The following is a 20,930-nucleotide window of genomic DNA, read 5'->3' on the forward strand; positions in this document are numbered from 1 at the left end:
CCCAACCTCGCGAGTCCCGCATGTCCTCCTACGATCTCGTCGTCATCGGCACCGGCCCCGGCGGCTACGTCTGCGCGTTGCGCGCCGCCCAGCTCGGCCTGAAGACCGCCGTGGTCGAGAAGCGCCCGGCCCATGGCGGCACCTGCCTCAATGTCGGCTGCATCCCGTCGAAGGCCCTGCTGCACGCCTCGGAGGCGTTCGAGGAGGCGACCAAGCACTTCCCGGTGCTGGGCATCACCGTCGGCGAGCCGAAGCTCGACCTGGCCAAGATGATGGCGTTCAAGCAGGACGGCGTCGACGGCAACACCAAGGGCGTCGCGTTCCTGCTGAAGAAGAACGGCATCGACGCCGTCCAGGGCACCGGGCGCCTCGCCGGCGCCGGCCGGGTCGAGGTCACGTCCGAGGACGGCGGCAACCAGATCCTGGAGGCCAAGAACGTCGTCATCGCGACCGGCTCGGACGTCGCCAACCTGCCGGGCGTGACGATCGACGAGGAGGTCGTGGTCTCCTCCACCGGCGCCCTCGACCTCGCCAAGGTCCCGGGCAAGCTCGTCGTGATCGGCGCCGGCGTGATCGGGCTCGAGCTCGGCTCGGTCTGGCGCCGTCTCGGCGCCGAGGTGACCGTCGTCGAGTATCTCGACCGGATCCTGCCGGGCATGGACGGCGAGGTCGGCAAGCAGTTCCAGCGCATCCTCCAGAAGCAGGGGATCCAGTTCCGCCTGTCGCAGAAGGTCACGGGCGTCGAGCGCACCGGTTCGGGCGCCACGGTCACGGTCGAGCCGGCCGCGGGCGGCGCGGCGGAGGTGCTGGAGGCCGACGTGGTCCTCGTGGCGATCGGCCGCGTGCCCTACACCGCGGGTCTCGGCCTCGACACGGTCGGCGTCCAGCTCGACGGCAAGGGCCGGATTCAGACCGACGACCACTACGCCACCAACGTCACCGGCATCTACGCCATCGGCGACGTGATCGCCGGCCCGATGCTCGCCCACAAGGCCGAGGACGAGGGCGTCGCGGTGGCGGAGATCCTGGCCGGCAAGGCGGGTCACGTGAATTACGGCGTGATCCCGAACGTGGTCTACACCACGCCGGAGGTCGCCTCGGTCGGCAAGTCCGAGGAGGAGCTGAAGAAGGACGGGATCACCTACAACGTCGGCAAGTTCCCGTTCACCGCGAACGGCCGCGCCAAGGTGAACCACACCACCGACGGCTTCGTGAAGGTGCTGGCCGATGCCGGGACCGACCGGGTGCTCGGCGTCCACATCGTCGGGCCGGATGCCGGCAACCTCATCATGGAGGTCGCTGTGGCGATGGAGTTCGGCGCCTCTTCGGAGGACATCGCCCGCACCTGCCACGCCCACCCGACCCTGACCGAGGCGGTGAAGGAAGCGGCGCTCGCGGTGGAGAAGCGCGCGCTGCACATGTGAGGGCGGTCGCACGGCTCGCGCGGATGAGCCCTCCCCCTCTGCGGGGAGGGGGTCCCGCCGTCGTGCAGGGGCCGGGCGAGGGGCAGCGCGACGCGGAATGACGCGCGGCGCCCTTCATGACGCGCGGCCTGTCCGGAAGCGTCGTCCCCTCTCCCGCCCCGCGCCGCGGGGCACCCTCCTCCGCAGAGGGGGGGGAGGGGTGATGCCGGGCACGGCCCGGCCTGTGCTTGAGTTGAAGGATCCATGTCGATGGACGATGCGGCTGGACACGGAAACACGACGACCCCCGCGGTCATCGTGGTGATGGGCGTCTCCGGCTCCGGCAAGAGCACGGTGGCGAGCCTGCTCGCCGGCCGCCTCGGCTGGGAATTCGAGGACGGCGACGATTTCCACCCCGCCGCCAACGTCGAGAAGATGCAGGCCGGCACCCCGCTCACCGACGAGGACCGCTGGCCCTGGCTCGCCGCCATCGCGGCCTGGATCGACCGGGTCCGCGCCGAAGGGCGGCACGGGGTCGTGACCTGCTCGGGCCTCAAGCGGGCCTATCGCGAGATCCTGGTCGGCGATCGGCCCGACGTGCGCCTCGTCTACCTCAAGGGCGACCGCGCGCTGATCGGCCGGCGCATGGCGGCCCGCCACGGCCATTTCATGCCGACGAGCCTGCTCGACAGCCAGTTCCGCACCCTGCAGGAGCCCGCGCCCGACGAGGCCCCCCTGGTGGTCTCGATCGGCGGCACCCCGCAGGCGATCGTCGCCGAAATCGTCGCGGCCGTGACCGGGCGGGCGGCGTCCTAAAGCCGCATCCTCCCCCCGGGCAGGCCCACGTCGTTTCCGCTTATGCCTGGTTTTTGACAGTTCGCGGCGCCCGTGCCATCGCGAGGGCATGCTGGATACGGCCATGCCCGCCACCCCGTCCGCGATGCGCGAGACCCTCTTTCCCGGCGGCGGCGAGATGGGTGCGCGCCTGCGCGCCCACGACTGGGCGGCGACGTCCCTCGGACCGGTCGAGCGCTGGCCGCAATCGCTGACCACGGCGGTCCGGATCATGCTCGGCTCGCGCTTCGCCATGTGGATGGCGTGGGGCCCGGAGCTGACCTTCTTCTGCAACGACGCCTACAAGCCGACCCTCGGCGTCAAGGAAGCCTGGGCGCTCGGCGTCCGCTCCGACGTGGTCTGGGCCGAGATCTGGCCCGATATCGGCCCGCGCATCGCCCAGGTGCTGAGCACCGGCCAGGCGACCTGGGACGAAGCGCTGCTGCTGTTCCTGGAGCGGCGCGGCTTCACCGAGGAGAGCTATCACACCTTCTCCTACAGCCCGCTCGCCGACGATTCCGGCGCCGTCACCGGCATGCTCTGCGTCGTCTCGGAGGAAACCGAGCGGGTCATCGGCGAGCGGCGCCTGCGCTGCTTGCGCGATCTCGGCGCCGGGATGGCGGCGGCCCGTACCGCCGCGGAGGTCGGCGCGGTCGTCGCCGGCTGCCTCGGGGAGGGGACCGCCGACCTGCCGGTGGCTCTGGCCTATCTCGGCGGGGACGCGCCGGCCCTGCTGGCGCAGGCGGCGCCCGGGCCCGGGCACCCGGCGGTCGCCCGGGCGGACGAGGCGGCCCTCCTGGCGCTCGGCCTCCTCGACTCCGCCGGGCAGGAGGCCCGCGGCCCGAATGCCCCCGGTGAGGTTCCGCGCCTGCTGCCGGTCTCGGATCTCGGCCCGCTCTTCTCCGACCTGCCGGCCGGCCCGTGGGACCGGCCCCCGACCCACGTCCTGGTGCTGCCGGTCGCCCAGCAGGGCCAGAGCCGCCCGGCCGGGGTGTTCGTCGCCGGGCTGAACCCCTACCGGCCCCTCGACGAGGCCTATCGCGGCTTCCTCGCCCTGTTCGTCGGCCAGATCGCCACCGGTCTGGCCAACGCCTACGCCTACGAGGCCGAGCGGCGCCGGGCCGAGGCCTTCGCCGAGCTCGACCGGCAGAAGACCGTGTTCTTCTCGAATGTCAGCCACGAGTTCCGCACGCCGCTGACCCTGATGCTGGGGCCGCTGGCCGAGGTGCTGGAAGCGAGCCCGGCCACGCTCGACCCGGACACGCGCCGGCTCGTCGAGCTCGCCCACCGCAACGGCCTGCGGCTCCTGCGGCTCGTCAACGCGCTCCTCGATTTCTCGCGCATCGAGGCCGGCCGGGCCCAGGCCGCCTTCGAGCCCCTCGACCTCGCCCGCTTCACCGCGGAGCTGGCCTCCAGCTTCCGTTCGGCCACCGACAAGGCCGGCCTCGCCCTCGACGTCGATTGCCGGTCCTCGTCCGAGCCGGCCTTCGTCGATCCGGAGATGTGGGAGAAGATCGTCCTCAACCTCGTCTCGAACGCCTTCAAGTTCACGCTCCAAGGCGGCATCGCCGTGCGGCTGCGGGCGGAGGGGGGCCGAGCGGTGCTCACCGTGGCGGATACCGGCCTCGGCATCCCGGAGGCCGAGCTGCCGCGGCTGTTCGAGCGCTTCCACCGGGTCGAGGGCGCGCAGGGGCGCAGCTTCGAGGGCTCCGGCATCGGCCTCGCCCTGGTGCAGGAACTGGTGCGGCTCCATGGCGGCACGGTCGCGGTGACGAGCACCCTGGGAGCCGGCAGCACCTTCACGGTCAGCCTGCCGCTCGGCCGCGCCCACCTGCCGCCGGACCGCATCCGTGCGCCCCGGACCGGGGTCTCGACCGCCACCCGCTCGCACGCCTTCGTCGAGGAGGCGACGCGCTGGCTCGGCGACGGAGAGCCTGCGCCGCACGATCTCGGCGACGCGTCCCGCCCGGTCGCGCCCGGCCTGACCGGCCGGGTGCTGCTCGCCGACGACAATGCCGACATGCGGGCCTATGTCGGGCGCCTGCTCGGCGACGGCGGCCATGTCGTGGAGGCGGTGGGCGACGGGCTGGCGGCCCTGGAGGCGGCCCGGCGCCGGGCCCCCGACCTCGTCCTGTCCGACGTGATGATGCCGGGGCTCGACGGGTTCGGGCTGCTCGCCGCCCTGCGGGACGACCCGGCCCTGCGGGGCATCCCGGTGATCCTGCTCTCGGCCCGGGCCGGCGAGGAGGCCCGCATCGAGGGACTCGCGGCAGGGGCCGACGATTACCTGATCAAGCCGTTCTCGGCCCGCGAGCTGCAGGCCCGGGTCGAGACCAACCTGCGCCTCGCCCGGGTCCGGCGCGAGAGCGCCGACGCCCTGCGGCAGGTCAACGAGACCCTGGAAGCCCAGGTCGCCGCCCGCACCCGCGAGCGCGACCGGATGTGGCGCCTGTCGAAGGACGTGATGATCATCGCGCGCTTCGACGGCACCGTGACGGCGCTGAATCCGGCCTGGCGCGAGGTGCTCGGCTGGGAGCCGGCCGATCTCGTCGGCGGCTCGTTCCTCGACTTCGTCCACCCGGACGACCGCGCGCGCACGGTCGCGGAGACGGGGCGCCTCGAGCACGGCCAGGCCACGCTGCTGTTCGAGAACCGCTACCGCCACGCCGACGGCTCCTACCGCACCCTGTCCTGGACGGCGGTGCCGGGGGAGGGCCACCTGCACGCGGTCGCGCGCGACGTCACCGAGCAGCGCGAGCTGGAGGAGGCGTTCCGCCAGTCGCAGAAGATGGAGGCGGTGGGCCAGCTCACCGGGGGCATCGCCCACGACTTCAACAACCTGCTCACCGGCATCGTCGGCTCCCTCGACCTGCTCTCGACGCGGCTCTCCCAGGGCCGTCTCGACGTCGCCCCGCGCTACATCGAGGCGGCGCTCACCTCCGCCCACCGGGCCGCGGCCCTGACCCACCGGCTCCTCGCCTTCGCCCGGCGCCAGCCTCTCGACCCGCGCGCCGTCGACGCCAACGCCCTGGTCGCCTCGCTGGAGGACCTGGTCTGCCGGACGCTGGGCGAGACCGTCACCCTGGAGACCCGCCTCGGCGAGGGGCTGTGGCCGACGCTCTGCGACGCCAACCAGCTCGAGAGCGCGATCCTCAACCTGGCGATCAACGCCCGCGACGCGATGCCGGAGGGCGGGCGCCTCACCATCGAGACCCGCAACGTCGAGCTCGACGCGGTGTTCGCCGCCGCCCATGGCAACGTGGCGGCGGGGTCGTATATCCGCCTCGCCGTGACCGATACCGGTACCGGCATGCCGCCCGAGGTGGTGCGCCGCGCCTTCGACCCGTTCTTCACCACGAAGCCGATCGGCCAGGGCACGGGCCTCGGCCTGTCGATGATCTACGGCTTCGCCCGCCAGTCCGACGGCCACGCCGTCATCGCCTCGGAGGTCGGCCGCGGCACCACGGTGGCGCTCTACCTGCCGCGCCACACCGGTCCCCTCGCCGAGGCGAGCCCGTCCCCGGCCGAAGCCCCGCTCCCGGTCGCCGGCAGCGGCGAGACCGTGCTGGTGGTCGAGGACGAGCCGGCGGTGCGCAGCCTGATCGTCGACGTGCTGCGCGACCTCGGCTATCGGGCGCTGGAGGCCCAGGACGGCCCGGCCGGCCTCGCCGCCCTGCGCGCCGCCGGCCGGATCGACCTCCTCGTCACCGATGTCGGCCTGCCGGGCCTCAACGGCCGCCAGCTGGCCGACGCCGCCCGCGAGCACCGCCCGGGGCTGAAGGTGCTGTTCATCACCGGCTACGCCGAGAACGCCGCCATGGCGGGCTTCCTGGCGCCCGGCATGCAGATGATCACCAAGCCGTTCCCGGTCGACCTGCTGGCGCGGCGCATCCGGACGATGATCGAGGGGTGATCCCATCCGGAACCATCCCCGGGGCGCCAGTCCGCCATGCGGGCCGCGGGGTGGACCTCCGCCCCGAACCCCTGTAACAGCTCCCTCCTCCACGAAAAGACCGTTGGGATTTCCCGCGCGCCGCAGAGCGCCCGCCGCCGATGCGGCCGGCCCTCGCCACGAGGCCATGTGCTACCGAGCCCTGGCCTCCGGAGCCGATTCGATCCCCGCGCGTCGCTACCCCCGGGATTGAATCCACGTGCCGTTTCCTGCTCTGCCCGCCCCCCTCGCCAAGGCCCTCGCCGACCGCGGCTACGAAGACCCGACGCCGGTCCAGGCCGCCGTCCTCGAGCCCGAGACGGAAGGGCGCGACCTCGTCGTCTCGGCCCAGACCGGCTCCGGCAAGACCGTCGCCTACGGCTTGGCGCTCGCCCGCACGCTGCTCGGCGACGCCGAGATGCTGCCCGCCCCCGGTGCCCCGCTCGCCCTGGTGATCGCCCCGACCCGCGAGCTGGCGCTTCAGGTCCATCGCGAACTGTCCTGGCTCTACGGCCCGGCCGGCGCCCGCGTCGTGTCGTGCGTCGGCGGCATGGACCCGCGGCGCGAGAGCCGCTGGCTCGCCGACGGCGCCCATATCGTTGTCGGCACGCCCGGCCGCCTGCGCGACCATCTCGAGCGCCGCAACCTCGACCCGACGGCCCTGCGCGCCGCGGTGCTCGACGAGGCCGACGAGATGCTCGATCTCGGCTTCCGCGAGGACCTCGAATTCATCCTGGGCACGACCCCGGCCGAGCGGCGCACGCTCCTGTTCTCCGCCACCCTGCCGAAGGCGATCGTGGCGCTGGCGGAGGCCTACCAGCGCGACGCGATGCGCATCGCCGTCGTCGGCGAGACCAAGGCTCATGCCGACATCGAGTACCGCGCCTTCCGCATCCTGCCGCGGGAGACCGAGCTCGTGGTGGTCAACACCCTGCGCCAGATCGAGGCGCGCACCGCCATCGTGTTCTGCAACACCCGCAATTCCGTGCGCCACCTCCAGGCGGTGCTGACCGAGCGTGGCTTCCAGGCGGTGGCCCTGTCGGGCGAGCTCGGCCAGGGCGAGCGCAACGCCGCCCTCCAGGCCCTGCGCGACGGCCGCGCCCGGGTCTGCGTCGCCACCGATGTCGCCGCCCGTGGCATCGACCTGCCGGGCTTGGGCCTCGTCATCCATGCCGAGCTGCCCAACGATGCGGAAGTGATGCAGCACCGCTCCGGCCGCACCGGCCGGGCCGGGCGCAAGGGCATCAGCGTCCTCCTGGTGCCGCCGTCGCGCCGTCGCCGGGCCGAGGAGCTGATGGTGCGGGCGAACGTCGTGCCGGTCTGGTCCGGCCCGCCGCCGGCCGACGAGATCCGCGCCCTCGACCACGATCGCCTGCTCCAGGACCCGCTGGTCACCGACGAGGTGAGCGACGAGGACCGGGCGATGGCCCAGTCGCTGCTCGCGCAGCGCTCGGCCGAGGACATCGCCGCCGCCCTGGTGCGGGCCTACCGCGCCCGCATGCCCTCGCCCGAGGAGGTCACCGATCCGGGCTTCACCACCGGCCGCGGCGTCGCGCCCAAGCGCGAGGCGGCGCCGCGTGCGCCGTTCGGGTCGAGCGTGTGGTTCCGCCTCAATGTCGGCCGGCGCGACAATGCCGATCCGCGCCGGCTGCTGCCGATGCTGTGCCGCCGCGGCGACGTGACCCGCGAGGAGATCGGCGCGATCCGCATCTTCGACCGCGAGACCAAGTTCGAGGTCCGCGGCGGCGCCGCCGAGCGCTTCGCCCACACCTTCCCGCGCACCGGCCCGGCCGACCTCCAGGTCGAGGCCCTGGCGGGCGGAGAGGCCGAGGTGCCGCCGCGTCCGCGCCAGCCCCGCCGCAACAACAATGCCCGGCGGGGGTGAGCGGACCCCCGGGGGTTCTTAAGGGCACCCCCTTGAACCCTCCCCCCTCTGCGGGGAGGGTGTCCCACGGAGTGGGGCGGGAGAGGGGACGACGCTTCCGGCTATGGCGGAACCGTTCTGAAGGGCGCGAGCTGGATAAGCGTCGCGCTGCCCCTCTCCCGGCCCCTGCTGACGCAGGGACCACCGTCCCCCGCAGAGGGGGGAGGGTTGTGCGCGTGCGCTCTATGAGGCCCCGATGACCGACACCGTCGAGATCCGGCACCGCGACACCACAGCCCGTCTCGCCCTCACCGGCGCCGAGCCGGTCTCCTGGCGGGTCGGCGGCACCGAGTACCTGTGGTCCGGCGATCCGGCGCACTGGAACCGGCACGCGCCCTGGCTGTTCCCGGTCGTCGGCGCCTCGGCGGGCGGCAGCGTGACCGTGGCGGGGCGCGCCTATCCGATGGCGCAGCACGGCTTTGCCCGCGACAGCCGCTTCGACGTGGTCGCGCAGACCGAGGACAGCGTCACTTTCCGCCTCGCCGATACCGCGGAGACCCGGACGCATTACCCGTTCGCCTTCCGGCTCGACATCACCGCCACGGTGACCGACGGTGCCCTCGCCTTCGCCTGCGCGGTCCACAATCCCGGCGCCGAGCCGCTGCCCTACGGGCTCGGCTTCCACCCGGCCTTCCCGTGGCCCTTCGCCGACGGCACCCGGGCGGCGGAGGGCGGCTACGCGGTGCGCTTCGAGACCCCCGAGCGGCCGGCCGTGCCGGAGGTCGGGCCCGGCGGCCTGCTGGTGCGCAGCGAGCGGGCGCTGCCCCTCGACGGCGAGACCCTGCCGCTCGATCCGGCGCTGTTCACCGAGGCGCTGGTCTTCCTGAACGCCCGCAGCCGCATCATGCGCTTCACCGCGCCGTCCGGCGCCGCCATTGCCCTGGAGGCCGACGACTTCCCCCACCTCGCTGTCTGGACGAAGCCGACGGCGCCGTTCCTGTCGCTCGAATGCTGGACCGGCCACGCCGACTGGCTCGGCTTCTCCGGCGAGCTGGCGACCCGCGATTCGCAGCGCCTGCTGGCGCCGGGCGCCAGCGCCCGCCACGGCGTCACCCTGCGCCACGTGCCGGCCTGACGGACCTGGTTCCTGCGCCTGCCGTCAACCCGCCGTCAACCGGGGCCGGGCCCTACTCGCCGGCTCAGACCCCGCGACCGGAGCCCGGCCCCCGATGTCAGACCCTACATCCGACGCCGACCCCGCCGACCTGATCCTGCCCGGCGCGCCCGACGTGCGGGCGGCGGCGATCGCCTGGCTCGCCGGGCTCGCCGCCGAGCGGCGGCTGTCGCCCAACACCGTCGAGGCCTACCGGCGCGACCTGCGCCAGTTCCTCGCCCATCTCGCCCGCCACGGGCAGAATCCCGACATCCCGTCCCTGATCGGGCTCAAGCCCCGCGACCTGCGCGCCTTCATGGCGGCCCGGCGCCAGGAGGGCGTGGGTGGGCGCAGCCTGATGCGGGCGCTCGCGGGCCTCCGCTCCTTCGCCCGTCACCTCGACCGCGAGGGCCATGGCAGCGTCGCGGCCCTCGCCGCCGTGCGCTCGCCCAAGGTCGAGCGGCGCCTGCCCCGCCCGCTGCCCGTCGCCGCCGCCGTGGCGATGGCGAGCCCCGACATCCGGGCCGGCGACGAGCGCCCGCCCTGGGTGCTGGCCCGGGACGCCGCGGTGCTGGCGCTGCTCTACGGCTCGGGCCTGCGCATCTCGGAGGCGCTCGGCCTCGCGCGCCGCGACGCGCCGGTCGACGGCATCGACGCGGTGACGGTGATCGGCAAGGGCCAGAAGACCCGCAGCGTGCCGGTGATTTCCCAGGTCCAAGCCGCGGTGGCCGAGTATCTGCGCCTGTGCCCCTACGGCCTGCCGCCCGAGGGGCCGCTCTTCGTCGGCGCCAAGGGCGGGCCGCTCTCGCCGCGCATCGTCCAGCTCGCCGTCGCCTCGATGCGCGGGGCGCTCGGGCTGCCCGACAGCGCGACGCCGCATGCCCTGCGTCATTCCTTCGCCACCCATCTGCTCGCCCGCCAAGGTGACCTGAGGGCGATACAGGAATTGCTCGGACATGCATCCCTCGCGACGACACAGGTTTACACCAAGGTCGATGCCGCTCGTCTGCTCGATGCGTTCGATTCTGCACATCCCCGGGCGCGTGCCTCGTGAACCGGGAGCAGCTCATCGTAATCCGGTGCTAATGTTTTCCAGTTAGGACTTTAACCCCCAGGTAGCCCGACCTGCGGCCTTGAACCGGAGGCCGGGCCGATCCTGACGTTGACCTGCGACTCGGACGAGGCACGATGCCGGTGAGCGACAAAGATGACCGCGGACCGGCCTCGGCCCTCGTCGCCGACCGCGATCCCGCCCTGCGCCGCAGCCTGGCGGCCCTGATCCGGGCGCACGATCCCTCGCTGCAGATCATCGAGGCGGAAACAAGCCGTGAGACCTGCGAGGCCTGCCTGATCCACCGGCCGGTCCTGGCCTTCGTCGGCCTGCAATTCGAGGACGCGACCGGCCCGGAGGCGGTCGCCCGGTTCAAGGCGCAAGGCTTCGTGGTGCCCTGCCTGATCCTGGTCGCGACGCAGATCTTTTCCCGCTGGACCGAGGTCTCGCAGCATCTCGATGCCCACGAGTTCCTGCGCCTGCCCCTCGACGAGGCCCATGTCGCCGGGCTGCTCCAGGCCCATGCCCGGCGGCGCCAGCCGACCCGCCTGCTCCTCGTCGACAGCGCCGCCCAGAGCCGCGCCCTGGTGCGCCGCATCCTGGCGACCTCGGGGTTCAACCTCGCGGTCGAGGAGATCGAGAGCGGCCCCCACGCCCTCAAGCTCGCCCGTCAGGCGGCCTGCGACGTCGCGCTGATCGATATCGGCCTGCGCGGCGGCGGGGGTGGGCTCGAACTCGCCTGCCAGATCCGCGAGGTGGCTCCCGGCACGCCGCTGGTGCTGATGACCGGGGGCGATGCCGCCAGCATGGCCCAGGCCTCGCGCCATTTCGGCATCGACTACGTGCTCAAGAAGCCGTTCTTCGCCCGCGACGTCGACCGGGTGCTCTACCACGTGCTCGGCCTGCGCCGGCCCTACCTGATCAACGCCACCACCGAGGCCCTGCCGGCCCAAGCCGCCGCGCGCTAGGACGCCGCCGCGTGCTCGGCCGGGCCGGTCACTCCGCCGGCACCTCGCGGGCGCGTCCGATCGCGACGTGCGGCACCAGCAGGGCGGTGGCGAAGGCCGCCGCGGAGATCACCAGCACGGCCCAGAAGGTCTGGTGCAGGGCGTGCTGGAGCACGAGGCGCACGGTCTCGACCTCCCCCGGCAGCCCGCCCGCGGCCAGCGCCTGCTGCAGCCCGTCGGCCGTGACGGGGCTGCCCGCGGCCGCGAGGCCGTGATTCAGCACCGCGCCGAACACCGTGGCGCCGAGCGTGCTGCCGAGGTTGCGCGAGAAGATGTTCGAGGCGGTGGCGCTGCCGCGCTGGGTCCAGGGCACGATCTCCTGGATCAGCATCAGGGCGGCGTTGCTGAGCAGCCCCATGCCGAAGCCCATGATCAGCGAGCCGGCCCCGGCCTGGGCCGGGTGGCTGCCGGGCTGCAGCGTCACGATCGCCAGCGCCCCGAGCGGCAGCAGCAGGCCGCCGGTGACCAGGATGCGGCGCAGGCCGAAGCGGTGGAGGTTGCGCGCCGCCAGCGTCGCGCCCATCGGCCAGCCGAGCACCATCACGGTGAGCGCCATGCCGGCGACGATCGGCGTCTGCCCGAGCACGCCCTGCACGTACATCGGCAGGAAGGTGGTGAGCCCGATCAGCGCCATGCCGGCGAGCAGCGAGGTGGCGTTGGCGGCGGCGATCGGCCGGCGCCGCCAGAGGGCGGCATCGATCACCGGTTCCGGCGCCCGGCGCTCCTGGAACGCCAGCAGCACGGCCGCGGCGAGACCGAGCGCGGCGGCGCCTGTCACGACCGGCCAGCGCGCCTCGCCGGCCTCGGTGAGCGCCACCATCAGGGCGGCGACCGTCACGGTGAACAGGGCCGCACCCTTGGCGTCGACCGGCCGGCGCTCGCGCCGCTCGCCCTCGTGCAGGAAGGCGACGAACAGCGTGGTCGCCACGAGCCCGACCGGCAGGTTGATCCAGAAGATCCACGACCACGAGGCGTGCGCGATGATGAAGCCGCCGGCCAGCGGCCCGACCACCGCCGAGACCGCCCAGACGCTGGCGAGAAAGCCCTGGATCCGCCCCCGCTCCTGGGCGCTGTAGAGGTCGCCCACGATGGTGAGGGAGACCGGCTGGATCGCGCCGGCGCCGATGCCCTGGATCAGCCGGAAGGCGATCATCGCCGGCATCGACCAGGCGAAGCCGCACAGGAGCGAGGCGGCGAGGAAGACCGCGATGCCGGCGAGCAGCACCGGCTTCCTCCCGTGGATGTCGGCGAGCTTGCCGAACACGATGGTGGCGGCGGTCTGGGTGAGGAGGAAGCCGGAGAAGACCCAGGCATAGAGCGACAGCCCGCCGAGCTCGCCGACGATGCCCGGCATCGCGGTCGAGATGATCGTCGCCTCGATCGCCACCATCGCCATCGCGGCCATCACGGCGGCGATCACGAGGGGACGGCGCGTCGTCCGGGAGGTCGTCATGGTCGCGGGCTTCGGGCAGGGGAGGGGGTGATCGGCGCAGCTAAACCGATCCGCCCGGAAAGCAACCGGCGCCCGGCGCAGGCCAGCCCCGCGCAAGAGCCGGACAAGCGCCGGCCACCCGTTTCTTACTCAGCGTAAGTCACCGGCAGGGCGGTCGTGTACTTGATCCGCTCCATCGCGAAGGCCGAACTGACGTCGTACAGGTCGACCGACTGGATCAACCGCTTGTAGACCCGGTCGTAGGCTGCGATGTCGGGTACGACGATGCGCAGCAGGTAATCGGTCTCGCCGCTCATGCGGTAGAACTCGACCACTTCGGGGATCGTCACCACCGCGGCGCAGAAGCGCTCGGCCCAGTCGGCGGTGTGGCGGTTGGTGCGCACCGACACGAACACCGTGACGCCCACCCGCATCCGGTCGGGATCGAGCAGCGCCACCCGGCGCTGGATCACCCCTTGCGCCTCCAGCTTCTGGATCCGCCGCCAGCACGGCGAGGCCGACAGGCCGACCCGCGCGGCGATCGCCTCCAGCGATTCGGCCGCGTTCTCCTGCAGGCACAACAGAATTTTTCGGTCGAACTCGTCCACGCGAAAATTTTCCAACCAACGGCGGCATGGCGCAAGACATTTGCGTGACCCTGCGATGATTCGAGAAAGTTCGCAATCCGGCTTCGCGGCTCCCGTGCGATCCTCAGCCCGTCCTTCAAGCCCATGAGAATCCCCGAGATCCCGATGTCGAAGCTGTCCTTCTCCGAGCACCCGGCCTCCGTCGGCGAGACCTACTTCGAGCATATGGGCGTCGCCACCGGCTTCGGCCTTCGCATGATCGCCGGGGGGCTGGCCTGCCTGGTGCACGGCTTCCTGCCCTTCGCCTTCACCTCGACCGGCTCGCGCACGGTCCTCAAGCTCCACGACCGCATGGTGGCGAACCGCGCGGCCCGGCACCGGTCCGAGGCGCCCGGCGCCGTCTCGGCCTGATCCCCCCTTCCTTCGTCGCGGCTTGACGTATCCGGAGCATTTCCGGACCCTGGTTCTCAACGGCCCGGCGGGCGCTCGCTGCCTCGAGCGTCCGGACACGGGCCGGGAAAACCAGGGAGCATTCGCCCATGCCGTTCCTCAGGCGCGCCGTCGGCGCGCTGGCCGTCGCCCTCGGCCTCGCCGCTTCTCCCGCGAACGCCGAGACCGGCGAGGTGCGCTTCACCCGCCAGCCCGGGCTGATCTACATGCCGATGGTGCTGGCCGAGCAGCAGCGTCTGGTCGAGAAGCACGTCGCGAGTGCCGGCCTCGGCGACGTCAAGGTGAGCTGGGTCACGCTGACCAGCGGCGGCGCTTCGGTCGACGCGCTGATCTCCGGCAACGTCGATTTCGTGACCAGCGGTGCCACCAACCTGCTCCTTGCCTGGGACCGCACCCGCGGCGAGGTGAAGGGGCTGGCGGCGTCGGCCGGCGCGCCGATGCTGCTCGTCACCCGCAACCCGGCGGTGAAGACGCTGGCCGACTTCTCGGCGAAGGACCGGATCGCGGTGCCGACCGTGAAGGTCTCGGCGCAGGCCGTGATGCTGCAGATCGCCGCCGAGCGCCAGCTCGGCGAGGCCGGCCGCAACAAGCTCGACCCGATCACCATCCAGCTCGGCCATCCCGACGCGGTCGGCGCGCTGTTGGGAGGCACCAGCGAGGTCAACAGCCACTTCTCGCTGCCGCCCTACCAGCAGATCGAGCTGAAGGATCCGAAGATCCACGTCGTCCTCAACTCCTACGACGTGGTCGGCGGTCCGCTCAGCAACGCCATCGTGTTCGGCCGCGGCAAGTTCATGGATCAGAACCCGAAGACCACCGCCGCGGTGCTCGCCGCCATCGAGGAGGCCAATGCGCTGATCCGCGACGACCCGAAGCGGGCGGCCGAGCTCTATCTCGGCGCCACCAAGGAGAAGTTCGAGCCCGACGAGCTCGTCGCGATGATGAAGCAGCCTGGCGTCGTGTTCTCGACCACGCCCTACGGCACGATGCTGCAGGCCGACCATCTGGCGAAGGCCGGTGTGCTGAAGAACCGGCCGAAGGAGTGGAAGGACTTCTTCTACAAGGCGGTGCATGGCCAGCCGGGCACGTGACTGAGCCGAGCGGGCATCCGGGCTCAGCGCGGCAGGATGTCCAGCCCGGCGCGGCCGAAGGTCAGCTCGCCGATGTCGCAATCGGCCACGCTGCGGCCCGGGAACGCGACGGCACCGGAGGCCGAGGCGCCCCCGGTGCCGTAGCCGTAGGCGGTGCGGCCCCAGCCGCTCGCCGCCCGCACCGGACGGGCACCCGGGCGCGGATACGGCCCGACGACGTCGTGGTCGAACGGGGTCCACATCCGGCAATCGTAGCCGGGCAGGCCGGCGATGACCGGGCCGACGGGAGCTGGCTCGCGGGTCCGCGGGCCGGCGGAGGCCAAGCCCGGCATCAGGACCGCGGCGAGGATGATAGCGTTTCGGATCATGCCCGATCTCCCGGCCGCCGCGGCTGTCGTCTCGTAGGGTCCGAGATAGGCGGATCCGCACGGTGCGCCAGCGGAGCGTGGCGGCGTTGGGCGAAGCGTGTCCGGGTAGTGTCGGCGATGTTCGGCCGGCGCCATCGCGGGCCGGCACGTCACCGACGCGTCCCGGGTCCCGCGATGCGGCCCCGGGGTGACGCGAGGGATGTCAGGTTCGCCGCGACGATCGCGGTCTGACAACTCAATCCCGGCAGGTGATCCGGATCGGGCGGTCCGAGGTCTTGACCGCCGGGGCGGCCTCGATCGCGCCGGTATACTCGTCCTGGGCGGCGATGCCGAAGGAGGCCGACTTGGCATAGCCCTGCGACTCGCACCAGGCATCCGCCACCACCTGGCCGCACTCGCCGCCGGTGGTCAGGCACTCGGCGACGCCGTAGCCGTCGCTCGACGGGATCAGGAAGGTCTTCTCCACGCCGGGCGTCTGCGATGCGGCCAGCGCCGGCACGGCGACGGAGACCAGGACACCGAGGGCGCTGAGGACGGCGAGGGTGCGACGCATGGGGCAAACCTTCTGAACGGAGCCGTCGGCATCCGGCTCCGGCCCGACACTGGGCGTGGGTGGTAAACAATCTCTCTACGCATCGTGCGAGCGGGGCGATTACGCAGGGTCCGGCCGGGGTTTGGCCCCGGCGGCGTCTGCCTTCTCGAATTGCTCACGGATTTGAGCTAACCCGGATCGGCCCGCCTGGGCGTCTCACCCGTGCAACAGGCGGCCGCCTCGGTCGCCGGCACGGACGGCGCCCGGGCCCTCAGCCGGACGGGACCGAGCCCGATCCGGCAACGACTTAGAACCTCGGCCGGAGCGCCCCGCGGCGACCTGGCCCGACCCCCTCCCGCAGGTGTTTCATGGCCTCGCTGTTGCGCCTCTACAACACGCTCTCCCGGGCCAAGGAGCCGCTCCGGCCGATCGATTCGGGCCGGGTGCGGATGTATGCCTGCGGCCCGACCGTCTACGACGCCGCCCATATCGGCAACGCCCGGCCCCTGATCGTCTTCGACCTGCTGTTCCGGCTTTTGCGCCACGTCTACGGCACGGGGGCGGTCACCTATGCCCGCAACGTCACGGACGTGGACGACAAGATCAACGCCCGGGCGGCTGAGCGCGGCATCACCATCCGCGAGCTGACCGACGGGACGCTGGCGCAGTTCCACGACGACATCCGCCGCCTCGGCATCCTGATGCCTCAGGACGTGAACGTTTCGGGCCTGCCCCCGGCGATGATCGAGCCGCGGGCGACCGACCACATCGTCGACATGACGGCGCTGATCGACCGGCTGGTGGCCGCCGGCCACGCCTACGTCGCCGAGGACCACGTGCTGTTCGACGTGCCCTCGATGCCCGATTACGGCGCCTTGTCGCGCCGTCCCCTCGACGAGATGGAGGCCGGCGCCCGGGTCGACGTCGCGCCCTACAAGCGCTCGCCCCTCGACTTCGTGCTGTGGAAGCCGTCGAAGCCGGGCGAGCCGTCTTGGGCCTCGCCCGGCGGGATCGCGGTGCCGGGGCGGCCGGGCTGGCACATCGAGTGCTCGGCGATGGCCTGGAAGCATCTTGGCGAGACCTTCGACATCCATGCCGGCGGCATCGATCTGGTGTTTCCCCACCACGAGAACGAGGTGGCGCAGTCGCGCTGCTGCTTCGGCACGCCGGTGATGGCCAACATCTGGCTCCACAACGGCTTCCTGCAGGTCGAGGGGGAGAAGATGTCGAAGTCCCTCGGCAACTTCGTCACCCTGCGCGAGGTGCTGGCGGACTGGCCCGGCGAGGTCGTGCGGCTGGCCATGCTGCGCACTCATTACCGCCAGCCGATCGACTGGACCCTGCGCGCCCTGGAGGAGGCGAGCCGCACCCTCGACCGCTGGTACGACGCCGCCGGCGACGCCGCCCCGGGCCCGGCGCCCGAGACGGTGCTCGAGCCGCTCCTCGACGACCTCAACACCCCGGCGGCTCTGGGCGAGGTCCATCGCCTCGCCGATCCGGCCTCGCTCAAGGCCGGCGCCGGCCTGCTCGGCTTGCTCGGCCAGACGAAGGCCGAGCGCGACCGGGCGGCGGTGGCCGCCTCCGGCGTCGACGCGGCGGCGGTGGAGGCGCTGATCGCCGAGCGCAAGGACGCCCGCGCCCGCAAGGACTGGGCCGAATCCGACCGGATCCGCGGCGCGCTGACGGCGCTCGGGGTCACGGTGAAGGACAACAAGGACGGGACGACGACCTGGACGGTGAACCCGTAGGGGAGGAGAGCGTGAGGACGATCGAGGAGGTTCTACGGCCGCCGACGCGCGCCGGCATTACGGGCCGCGCCTCCTCGATCTCCCCTTTTCGGCAGCCGCGCCCGGGGCGAGAGCGACGCCGATGTGGCGGTGGTCCTGGCTGATCGATTCTGGCGGATCATCGACGAGGCGCGCCGGCTGGCCGACCTCTCCGCCGACCGGCTGACCGAGTACGGCCTCGACATCCAGGCCCATCCGGTCCCGCGGAGCGCCTGGACCGATCCGGCCCTCCACCCCAACCCGGCCCTCGTCCGCGCGATGCGGCGGGATGCCAAGCGGACCGAGGGCTCCCGGTGACGGAGCTATGGATAAGAAGAAGCTCCGGCCGAGGCCAGAATCCTGCTTGCGACCGGGCGTCCAAACGGTGCCATCCGCCGCGCTTACTATGCCGCCGTCACGGCCGCCCGCGGGATTGCAGGATGTCCTCGGAGCATGGCATCGCTCCAGGCTTGATCGATCGGGAAGCCGGCCGCGGATTGCGGCATCTATCGGGCGAGCGCAGACTACGATGGGCCGCGCCTGACAGCCGAGGATGCCGACAAAGCCGTCGACTTTGCCGAACGCCTCCTCGCGCGACGTCGTCGGATTCCAGCCGCCCGGCCGGTGAACCATCGGTCTGATGGGACGCTTCGCCCAGCGTTACCCGGATGTCTCGACCACCGACGGCCACACCACCGCCTGCGCCACGATCACGTCCGTGCCGTTGAAGGTGCAGGACGGCGAGCCGTAGAGCTTGTAGCCGAGCGCCAGCGCCTCCGAGATCCGGCGGCAGAAATGGGCGTCGTCCTTGCCGGTGATCAGGCGGTAGGGAAGCATGTCGTTCGGGGGCTTCGTGTCCAAGGCAGGGTCCTCGCGAGTCTACGGACGTGTGTCAGGCACTCCGCGTCGGCCCAGGCTCCGCTGTCGCGGCCCTGGACCGACCGGAAGAGATGCGGAAGAGGCGGGCTTAGAACTTCTCGTCGATCAGCGCCTCGGCCTCCGGCCGCGGCTCCGCCACGCGGGTCGCGGCGCGCAGCATCGGCACCACCTGCCCGGGGTCCTCCGCGACGAGGTAGCTGAGATCCAGACCCTCGCGGATGAAGCCGGTGCGGCGCATGTGGTCGAGGAGGCCGAGGAACGGCGCCCAGAACTCCGCCACCGAGAGCAGCAGGATCGGCTTGGCGTGCTGGCCGAGCTGCGACCACGTCATCTGCTCGACCAGCTCCTCCAGGGTACCGATGCCGCCCGGCAGGGCCACGAAGGCGTCGGAGCGGTCGAACATCAGCTTCTTGCGGGTGTGCATGTCGGAGACGACGATGGTCTCCTGCACGTCGTCGAGCATCCGCTCGCGCGATTTCAGGAAGTCCGGGATGATGCCGGTGACGTGGCCGCCATGGTCGAGCACCGCCCGCGCCACCGTGCCCATCAGCCCGACATTGCCGCCGCCATAGACGAGCGCGATGCCGGCCTCCGCCAGATGGCGCCCCAGCGCCCGCGCCGCCGCCTCGAAGACCGGATCGGTGCCGAATCCCGAGCCGCAATACACGCAAACCGTCCGCATCGAGTCTCCGCACCGTTCGCAGCCGATACCGGCCGTTGCCACGCAAGTTTCCGGCCGAGCCGCGCGAGTCGCGCCGCGTGGTCTCGCCCCGCCAGTCCTGTTAATATGAGGGCGATGGCGCGGGCGTGTCGACCGGAGGCGAAAGGTCGCGCAGCCGGATGAGACGCCAGGAGACGGACGCCGAGACCGTGGGGGACCCGTGAGCGGGAGTGTTGCGCCATGACGACCGAGTTGCCGACCACCGAGTTGCGCCGGGGCCTCGTCCTCGCCTCCGTGGGCCTCGTCGCCGGGTTCGTGCTCATCGGCGTCGCGGCGAGCGGCACCCGGCTGTTCTCGCTGTCCGCGCCGGAGGATCCGCATCCGGCGACGGTTCATTCCTCGACCCCCGCCCCGACCCCCGCCCCGCCCCCTGCTGGCCCGACCCCTGCCGCCCCGGCCCCGCTCGCGGCCCTGCCGGCGGCGCCGCAGGCCACGAGGACCGAGCCGACCGGCATGCCGTCCTTCGACGTCATCCGGGTCGAGCCCGATGGGGCGAGCGTCGTTGCCGGGCGCGGCCGGCCCGGGGCCGAGATCGAGGTGCTGCGCGACGATGGGCCCTTCGCCCGCGCCAAGGCCGACGAATCCGGCAACTTCGCCGTGGTGCCCCCGGCCCTGCCGCCCGGCAGCCACGAGATCACCCTGCGCAGCACCGGGCCGGACGGCAGCACGGTGTCGGGCCCCGCCAGCGCCGTGGTGGTGGTGGCGCAGGACCGCCGCACCAAGCCCCTCGTCGCCGTGACGGCGCCCGGCCGGCCGACCGCGGTGCTGTCGCTGCCCGAGCCCGTCAAGCCCCCGGCAGGGGATGCCAAGCCGCCGGCAGGGGATACCAGGCTCGCGGCACGGGATCCGAAGCCGGATCTCAAATCGCCGGCCGACAACGCCAGGCCTCAGGGCAGGACCAGGGCCCAGGCCGCGGAGAGAGCCGACGCCAAGCCGGACGCCCCGCAGCCCGGCTCCGCGCCGGTCAAGGTCGTCGGCGTCGATGCCGAGGCGGGCGGGCGGCTCTACGTCACGGCGCAGGGAGCCCCGAAGGCGGACATGCGCCTCTACCTCAACGACACGCTGGTGGCGCCCGGGCAGGCGGGACCGGACGGGCGCGTCGCCTTCACGATCGGGCGCGGGGTCGCGCCCGGCGATTACCGGGTGCGGGTCGATCAGGTCGATCCCGCCTCCGGTGCGGTCAAGACCCGCGCCGAGACCGCCTTCGCGGTGCCGCCGAATCTCGGTGCGGCTCCCGCCGAGGTCCCGGGCCGTCCGTCCCCGACGCGCGCCGGCCCGGACCGGGCATCCGCGGCGCCTCCGAACGCCGGCGTTCCGGCCGCCTCCGTTGCCCCGGCCGCGACGGCCGCCGCCCCCGGACCGGCGCGGGCTCCGGGTGCGGAAGCGGCCCTCGCCGCCACCGATCCCGCCGCTACCGATCCCGGTACGGTCTTCGTGCCCGGCATCAGCACCGCGACGGTCACCCGCGGCGACAACCTGTGGAGCATCAGCCGCAAGACGTATGGCCGCGGCCTGCGCTACACCGTGATCTTCGACGCCAACCAGGGCCAGATCCGCGACCCCAACCGGATCTATCCGGGCCAGGTCTTCGTGCTGCCCGGCGACGCCCCGCTGGGCCAGCGGCCGGTGCCGGGGAGCCCGGGCTGACGGGGACGGGGTCCCCCACCCGCTGGATCGGCGTCGCGTAGATCGTCGGGGCCGCGCCACGTGTGACCGATCGCCCGGGCGTCGGGCCGCTCCACCACCCCCCGCACCGGCCGGGACGGCGCGGCGTCGCCGCTCTGGCCCGAGAGCCTGGTCCAGCCGCGCATCGCGCTGGAGCCGAGGCCGCTCCGGGCCTGGTCGCCCGCGAGCGCCCGCA

The 20,930-nt window shown here is 72.5% G+C and carries 18 protein-coding genes; 12 read left to right on the top strand and 6 right to left on the bottom strand.

Going from position 1 to position 20,930, the window contains the following annotated elements:
- Nucleotides 1-20 precede the first annotated feature (20 nt).
- The 7 genes from lpdA (at nucleotide 21) to FF100_RS01760 (ending at nucleotide 11,204) form a co-directional block, all read left to right on the top strand.
- Complete coding sequence (gene lpdA / locus FF100_RS01730; protein ID WP_139033830.1) at nucleotides 21-1,424, top strand: dihydrolipoyl dehydrogenase; 1,404 nt, start codon at nucleotides 21-23, stop codon at nucleotides 1,422-1,424.
- A 249-nt stretch (nucleotides 1,425-1,673) separates the two neighbouring features.
- Complete coding sequence (locus FF100_RS01735; RefSeq protein WP_139033831.1) at nucleotides 1,674-2,219, top strand: gluconokinase; 546 nt, start codon at nucleotides 1,674-1,676, stop codon at nucleotides 2,217-2,219.
- Nucleotides 2,220-2,322: 103 nt separating this feature from the next.
- Nucleotides 2,323-6,150 carry an ATP-binding protein gene (locus tag FF100_RS01740; protein ID WP_171070013.1) on the top strand — a complete coding sequence of 1,276 codons (3,828 nt, stop codon included), beginning with the start codon at nucleotides 2,323-2,325 and terminating at the stop codon, nucleotides 6,148-6,150.
- 238 nt (nucleotides 6,151-6,388) lie between these two features.
- The gene (locus FF100_RS01745) at nucleotides 6,389-8,053 is read left to right on the top strand and encodes a DEAD/DEAH box helicase (RefSeq protein WP_139033832.1); all 1,665 of its coding nucleotides are present in this window, start codon (nucleotides 6,389-6,391) and stop codon (nucleotides 8,051-8,053) included.
- A 235-nt stretch (nucleotides 8,054-8,288) separates the two neighbouring features.
- Complete coding sequence (locus FF100_RS01750) at nucleotides 8,289-9,167, top strand: aldose 1-epimerase family protein (RefSeq protein ID WP_139033833.1); 879 nt, start codon at nucleotides 8,289-8,291, stop codon at nucleotides 9,165-9,167.
- A 94-nt stretch (nucleotides 9,168-9,261) separates the two neighbouring features.
- Nucleotides 9,262-10,239 (top strand): tyrosine recombinase XerC, encoded by a 978-nt coding sequence (locus FF100_RS01755; RefSeq protein ID WP_139033834.1) that lies wholly within the window; start codon nucleotides 9,262-9,264, stop codon nucleotides 10,237-10,239.
- A gap of 140 nt (nucleotides 10,240-10,379) precedes the next feature.
- Complete coding sequence (locus tag FF100_RS01760; RefSeq protein ID WP_139033835.1) at nucleotides 10,380-11,204, top strand: response regulator; 825 nt, start codon at nucleotides 10,380-10,382, stop codon at nucleotides 11,202-11,204.
- A gap of 28 nt (nucleotides 11,205-11,232) precedes the next feature.
- Here the strand turns inward: FF100_RS01760 and FF100_RS01765 are convergent, their stop codons facing one another.
- Nucleotides 11,233-12,696 (bottom strand): MDR family MFS transporter, encoded by a 1,464-nt coding sequence (locus tag FF100_RS01765; RefSeq protein WP_139033836.1) that lies wholly within the window; start codon nucleotides 12,694-12,696, stop codon nucleotides 11,233-11,235.
- Nucleotides 12,697-12,821: 125 nt separating this feature from the next.
- Nucleotides 12,822-13,283 (bottom strand): Lrp/AsnC family transcriptional regulator, encoded by a 462-nt coding sequence (locus FF100_RS01770; RefSeq protein ID WP_048434174.1) that lies wholly within the window; start codon nucleotides 13,281-13,283, stop codon nucleotides 12,822-12,824.
- Nucleotides 13,284-13,427: 144 nt separating this feature from the next.
- Between FF100_RS01770 and FF100_RS01775 the strand changes: the two genes are divergently transcribed.
- Together FF100_RS01775 and FF100_RS01780 are read left to right on the top strand one after the other, a co-directional pair.
- Nucleotides 13,428-13,673, top strand: a complete 246-nt coding sequence (locus FF100_RS01775; protein WP_139033837.1) for a DUF6356 family protein — start codon at nucleotides 13,428-13,430, stop codon at nucleotides 13,671-13,673.
- A gap of 128 nt (nucleotides 13,674-13,801) precedes the next feature.
- Nucleotides 13,802-14,803 (top strand): ABC transporter substrate-binding protein, encoded by a 1,002-nt coding sequence (locus tag FF100_RS01780; RefSeq protein ID WP_139033838.1) that lies wholly within the window; start codon nucleotides 13,802-13,804, stop codon nucleotides 14,801-14,803.
- A gap of 23 nt (nucleotides 14,804-14,826) precedes the next feature.
- On the opposite strand, the gene FF100_RS01785 is transcribed toward FF100_RS01780, so the two are convergent.
- Both FF100_RS01785 and FF100_RS01790 read right to left on the bottom strand, forming a co-directional pair.
- On the bottom strand, nucleotides 14,827-15,171 hold the full coding sequence (locus FF100_RS01785; RefSeq protein WP_139033839.1) for a hypothetical protein: 345 nt from the start codon (nucleotides 15,169-15,171) through the stop codon (nucleotides 14,827-14,829).
- Nucleotides 15,172-15,406: 235 nt separating this feature from the next.
- The gene (locus tag FF100_RS01790; protein ID WP_139033840.1) at nucleotides 15,407-15,724 is read right to left on the bottom strand and encodes a hypothetical protein; all 318 of its coding nucleotides are present in this window, start codon (nucleotides 15,722-15,724) and stop codon (nucleotides 15,407-15,409) included.
- A 347-nt stretch (nucleotides 15,725-16,071) separates the two neighbouring features.
- On the opposite strand from FF100_RS01790, the gene cysS reads away from it, so the two are divergent.
- Both cysS and FF100_RS01800 read left to right on the top strand, forming a co-directional pair.
- A complete protein-coding gene (cysS, locus tag FF100_RS01795; protein WP_139033841.1) occupies nucleotides 16,072-17,451 on the top strand; it encodes a cysteine--tRNA ligase in 1,380 nt (459 codons plus the stop codon).
- A gap of 129 nt (nucleotides 17,452-17,580) precedes the next feature.
- The gene (locus tag FF100_RS01800; RefSeq protein WP_246101867.1) at nucleotides 17,581-17,787 is read left to right on the top strand and encodes a hypothetical protein; all 207 of its coding nucleotides are present in this window, start codon (nucleotides 17,581-17,583) and stop codon (nucleotides 17,785-17,787) included.
- A gap of 342 nt (nucleotides 17,788-18,129) precedes the next feature.
- Here the strand turns inward: FF100_RS01800 and FF100_RS01805 are convergent, their stop codons facing one another.
- A complete protein-coding gene (locus FF100_RS01805; RefSeq protein ID WP_139033843.1) occupies nucleotides 18,130-18,330 on the bottom strand; it encodes a DUF1737 domain-containing protein in 201 nt (66 codons plus the stop codon).
- Nucleotides 18,331-18,436: 106 nt separating this feature from the next.
- Nucleotides 18,437-19,030, bottom strand: a complete 594-nt coding sequence (locus tag FF100_RS01810; RefSeq protein WP_139033844.1) for an LOG family protein — start codon at nucleotides 19,028-19,030, stop codon at nucleotides 18,437-18,439.
- A 219-nt stretch (nucleotides 19,031-19,249) separates the two neighbouring features.
- On the opposite strand from FF100_RS01810, the gene FF100_RS01815 reads away from it, so the two are divergent.
- Nucleotides 19,250-20,716, top strand: coding sequence for a LysM peptidoglycan-binding domain-containing protein (locus FF100_RS01815; protein WP_139033845.1), 1,467 nt, complete (start codon nucleotides 19,250-19,252; stop codon nucleotides 20,714-20,716).
- Nucleotides 20,717-20,930 lie beyond the last annotated feature (214 nt).

The sequence above is a fragment of the Methylobacterium terricola genome, assembly GCF_006151805.1.
Lineage (GTDB): Bacteria > Pseudomonadota > Alphaproteobacteria > Rhizobiales > Beijerinckiaceae > Methylobacterium > Methylobacterium terricola.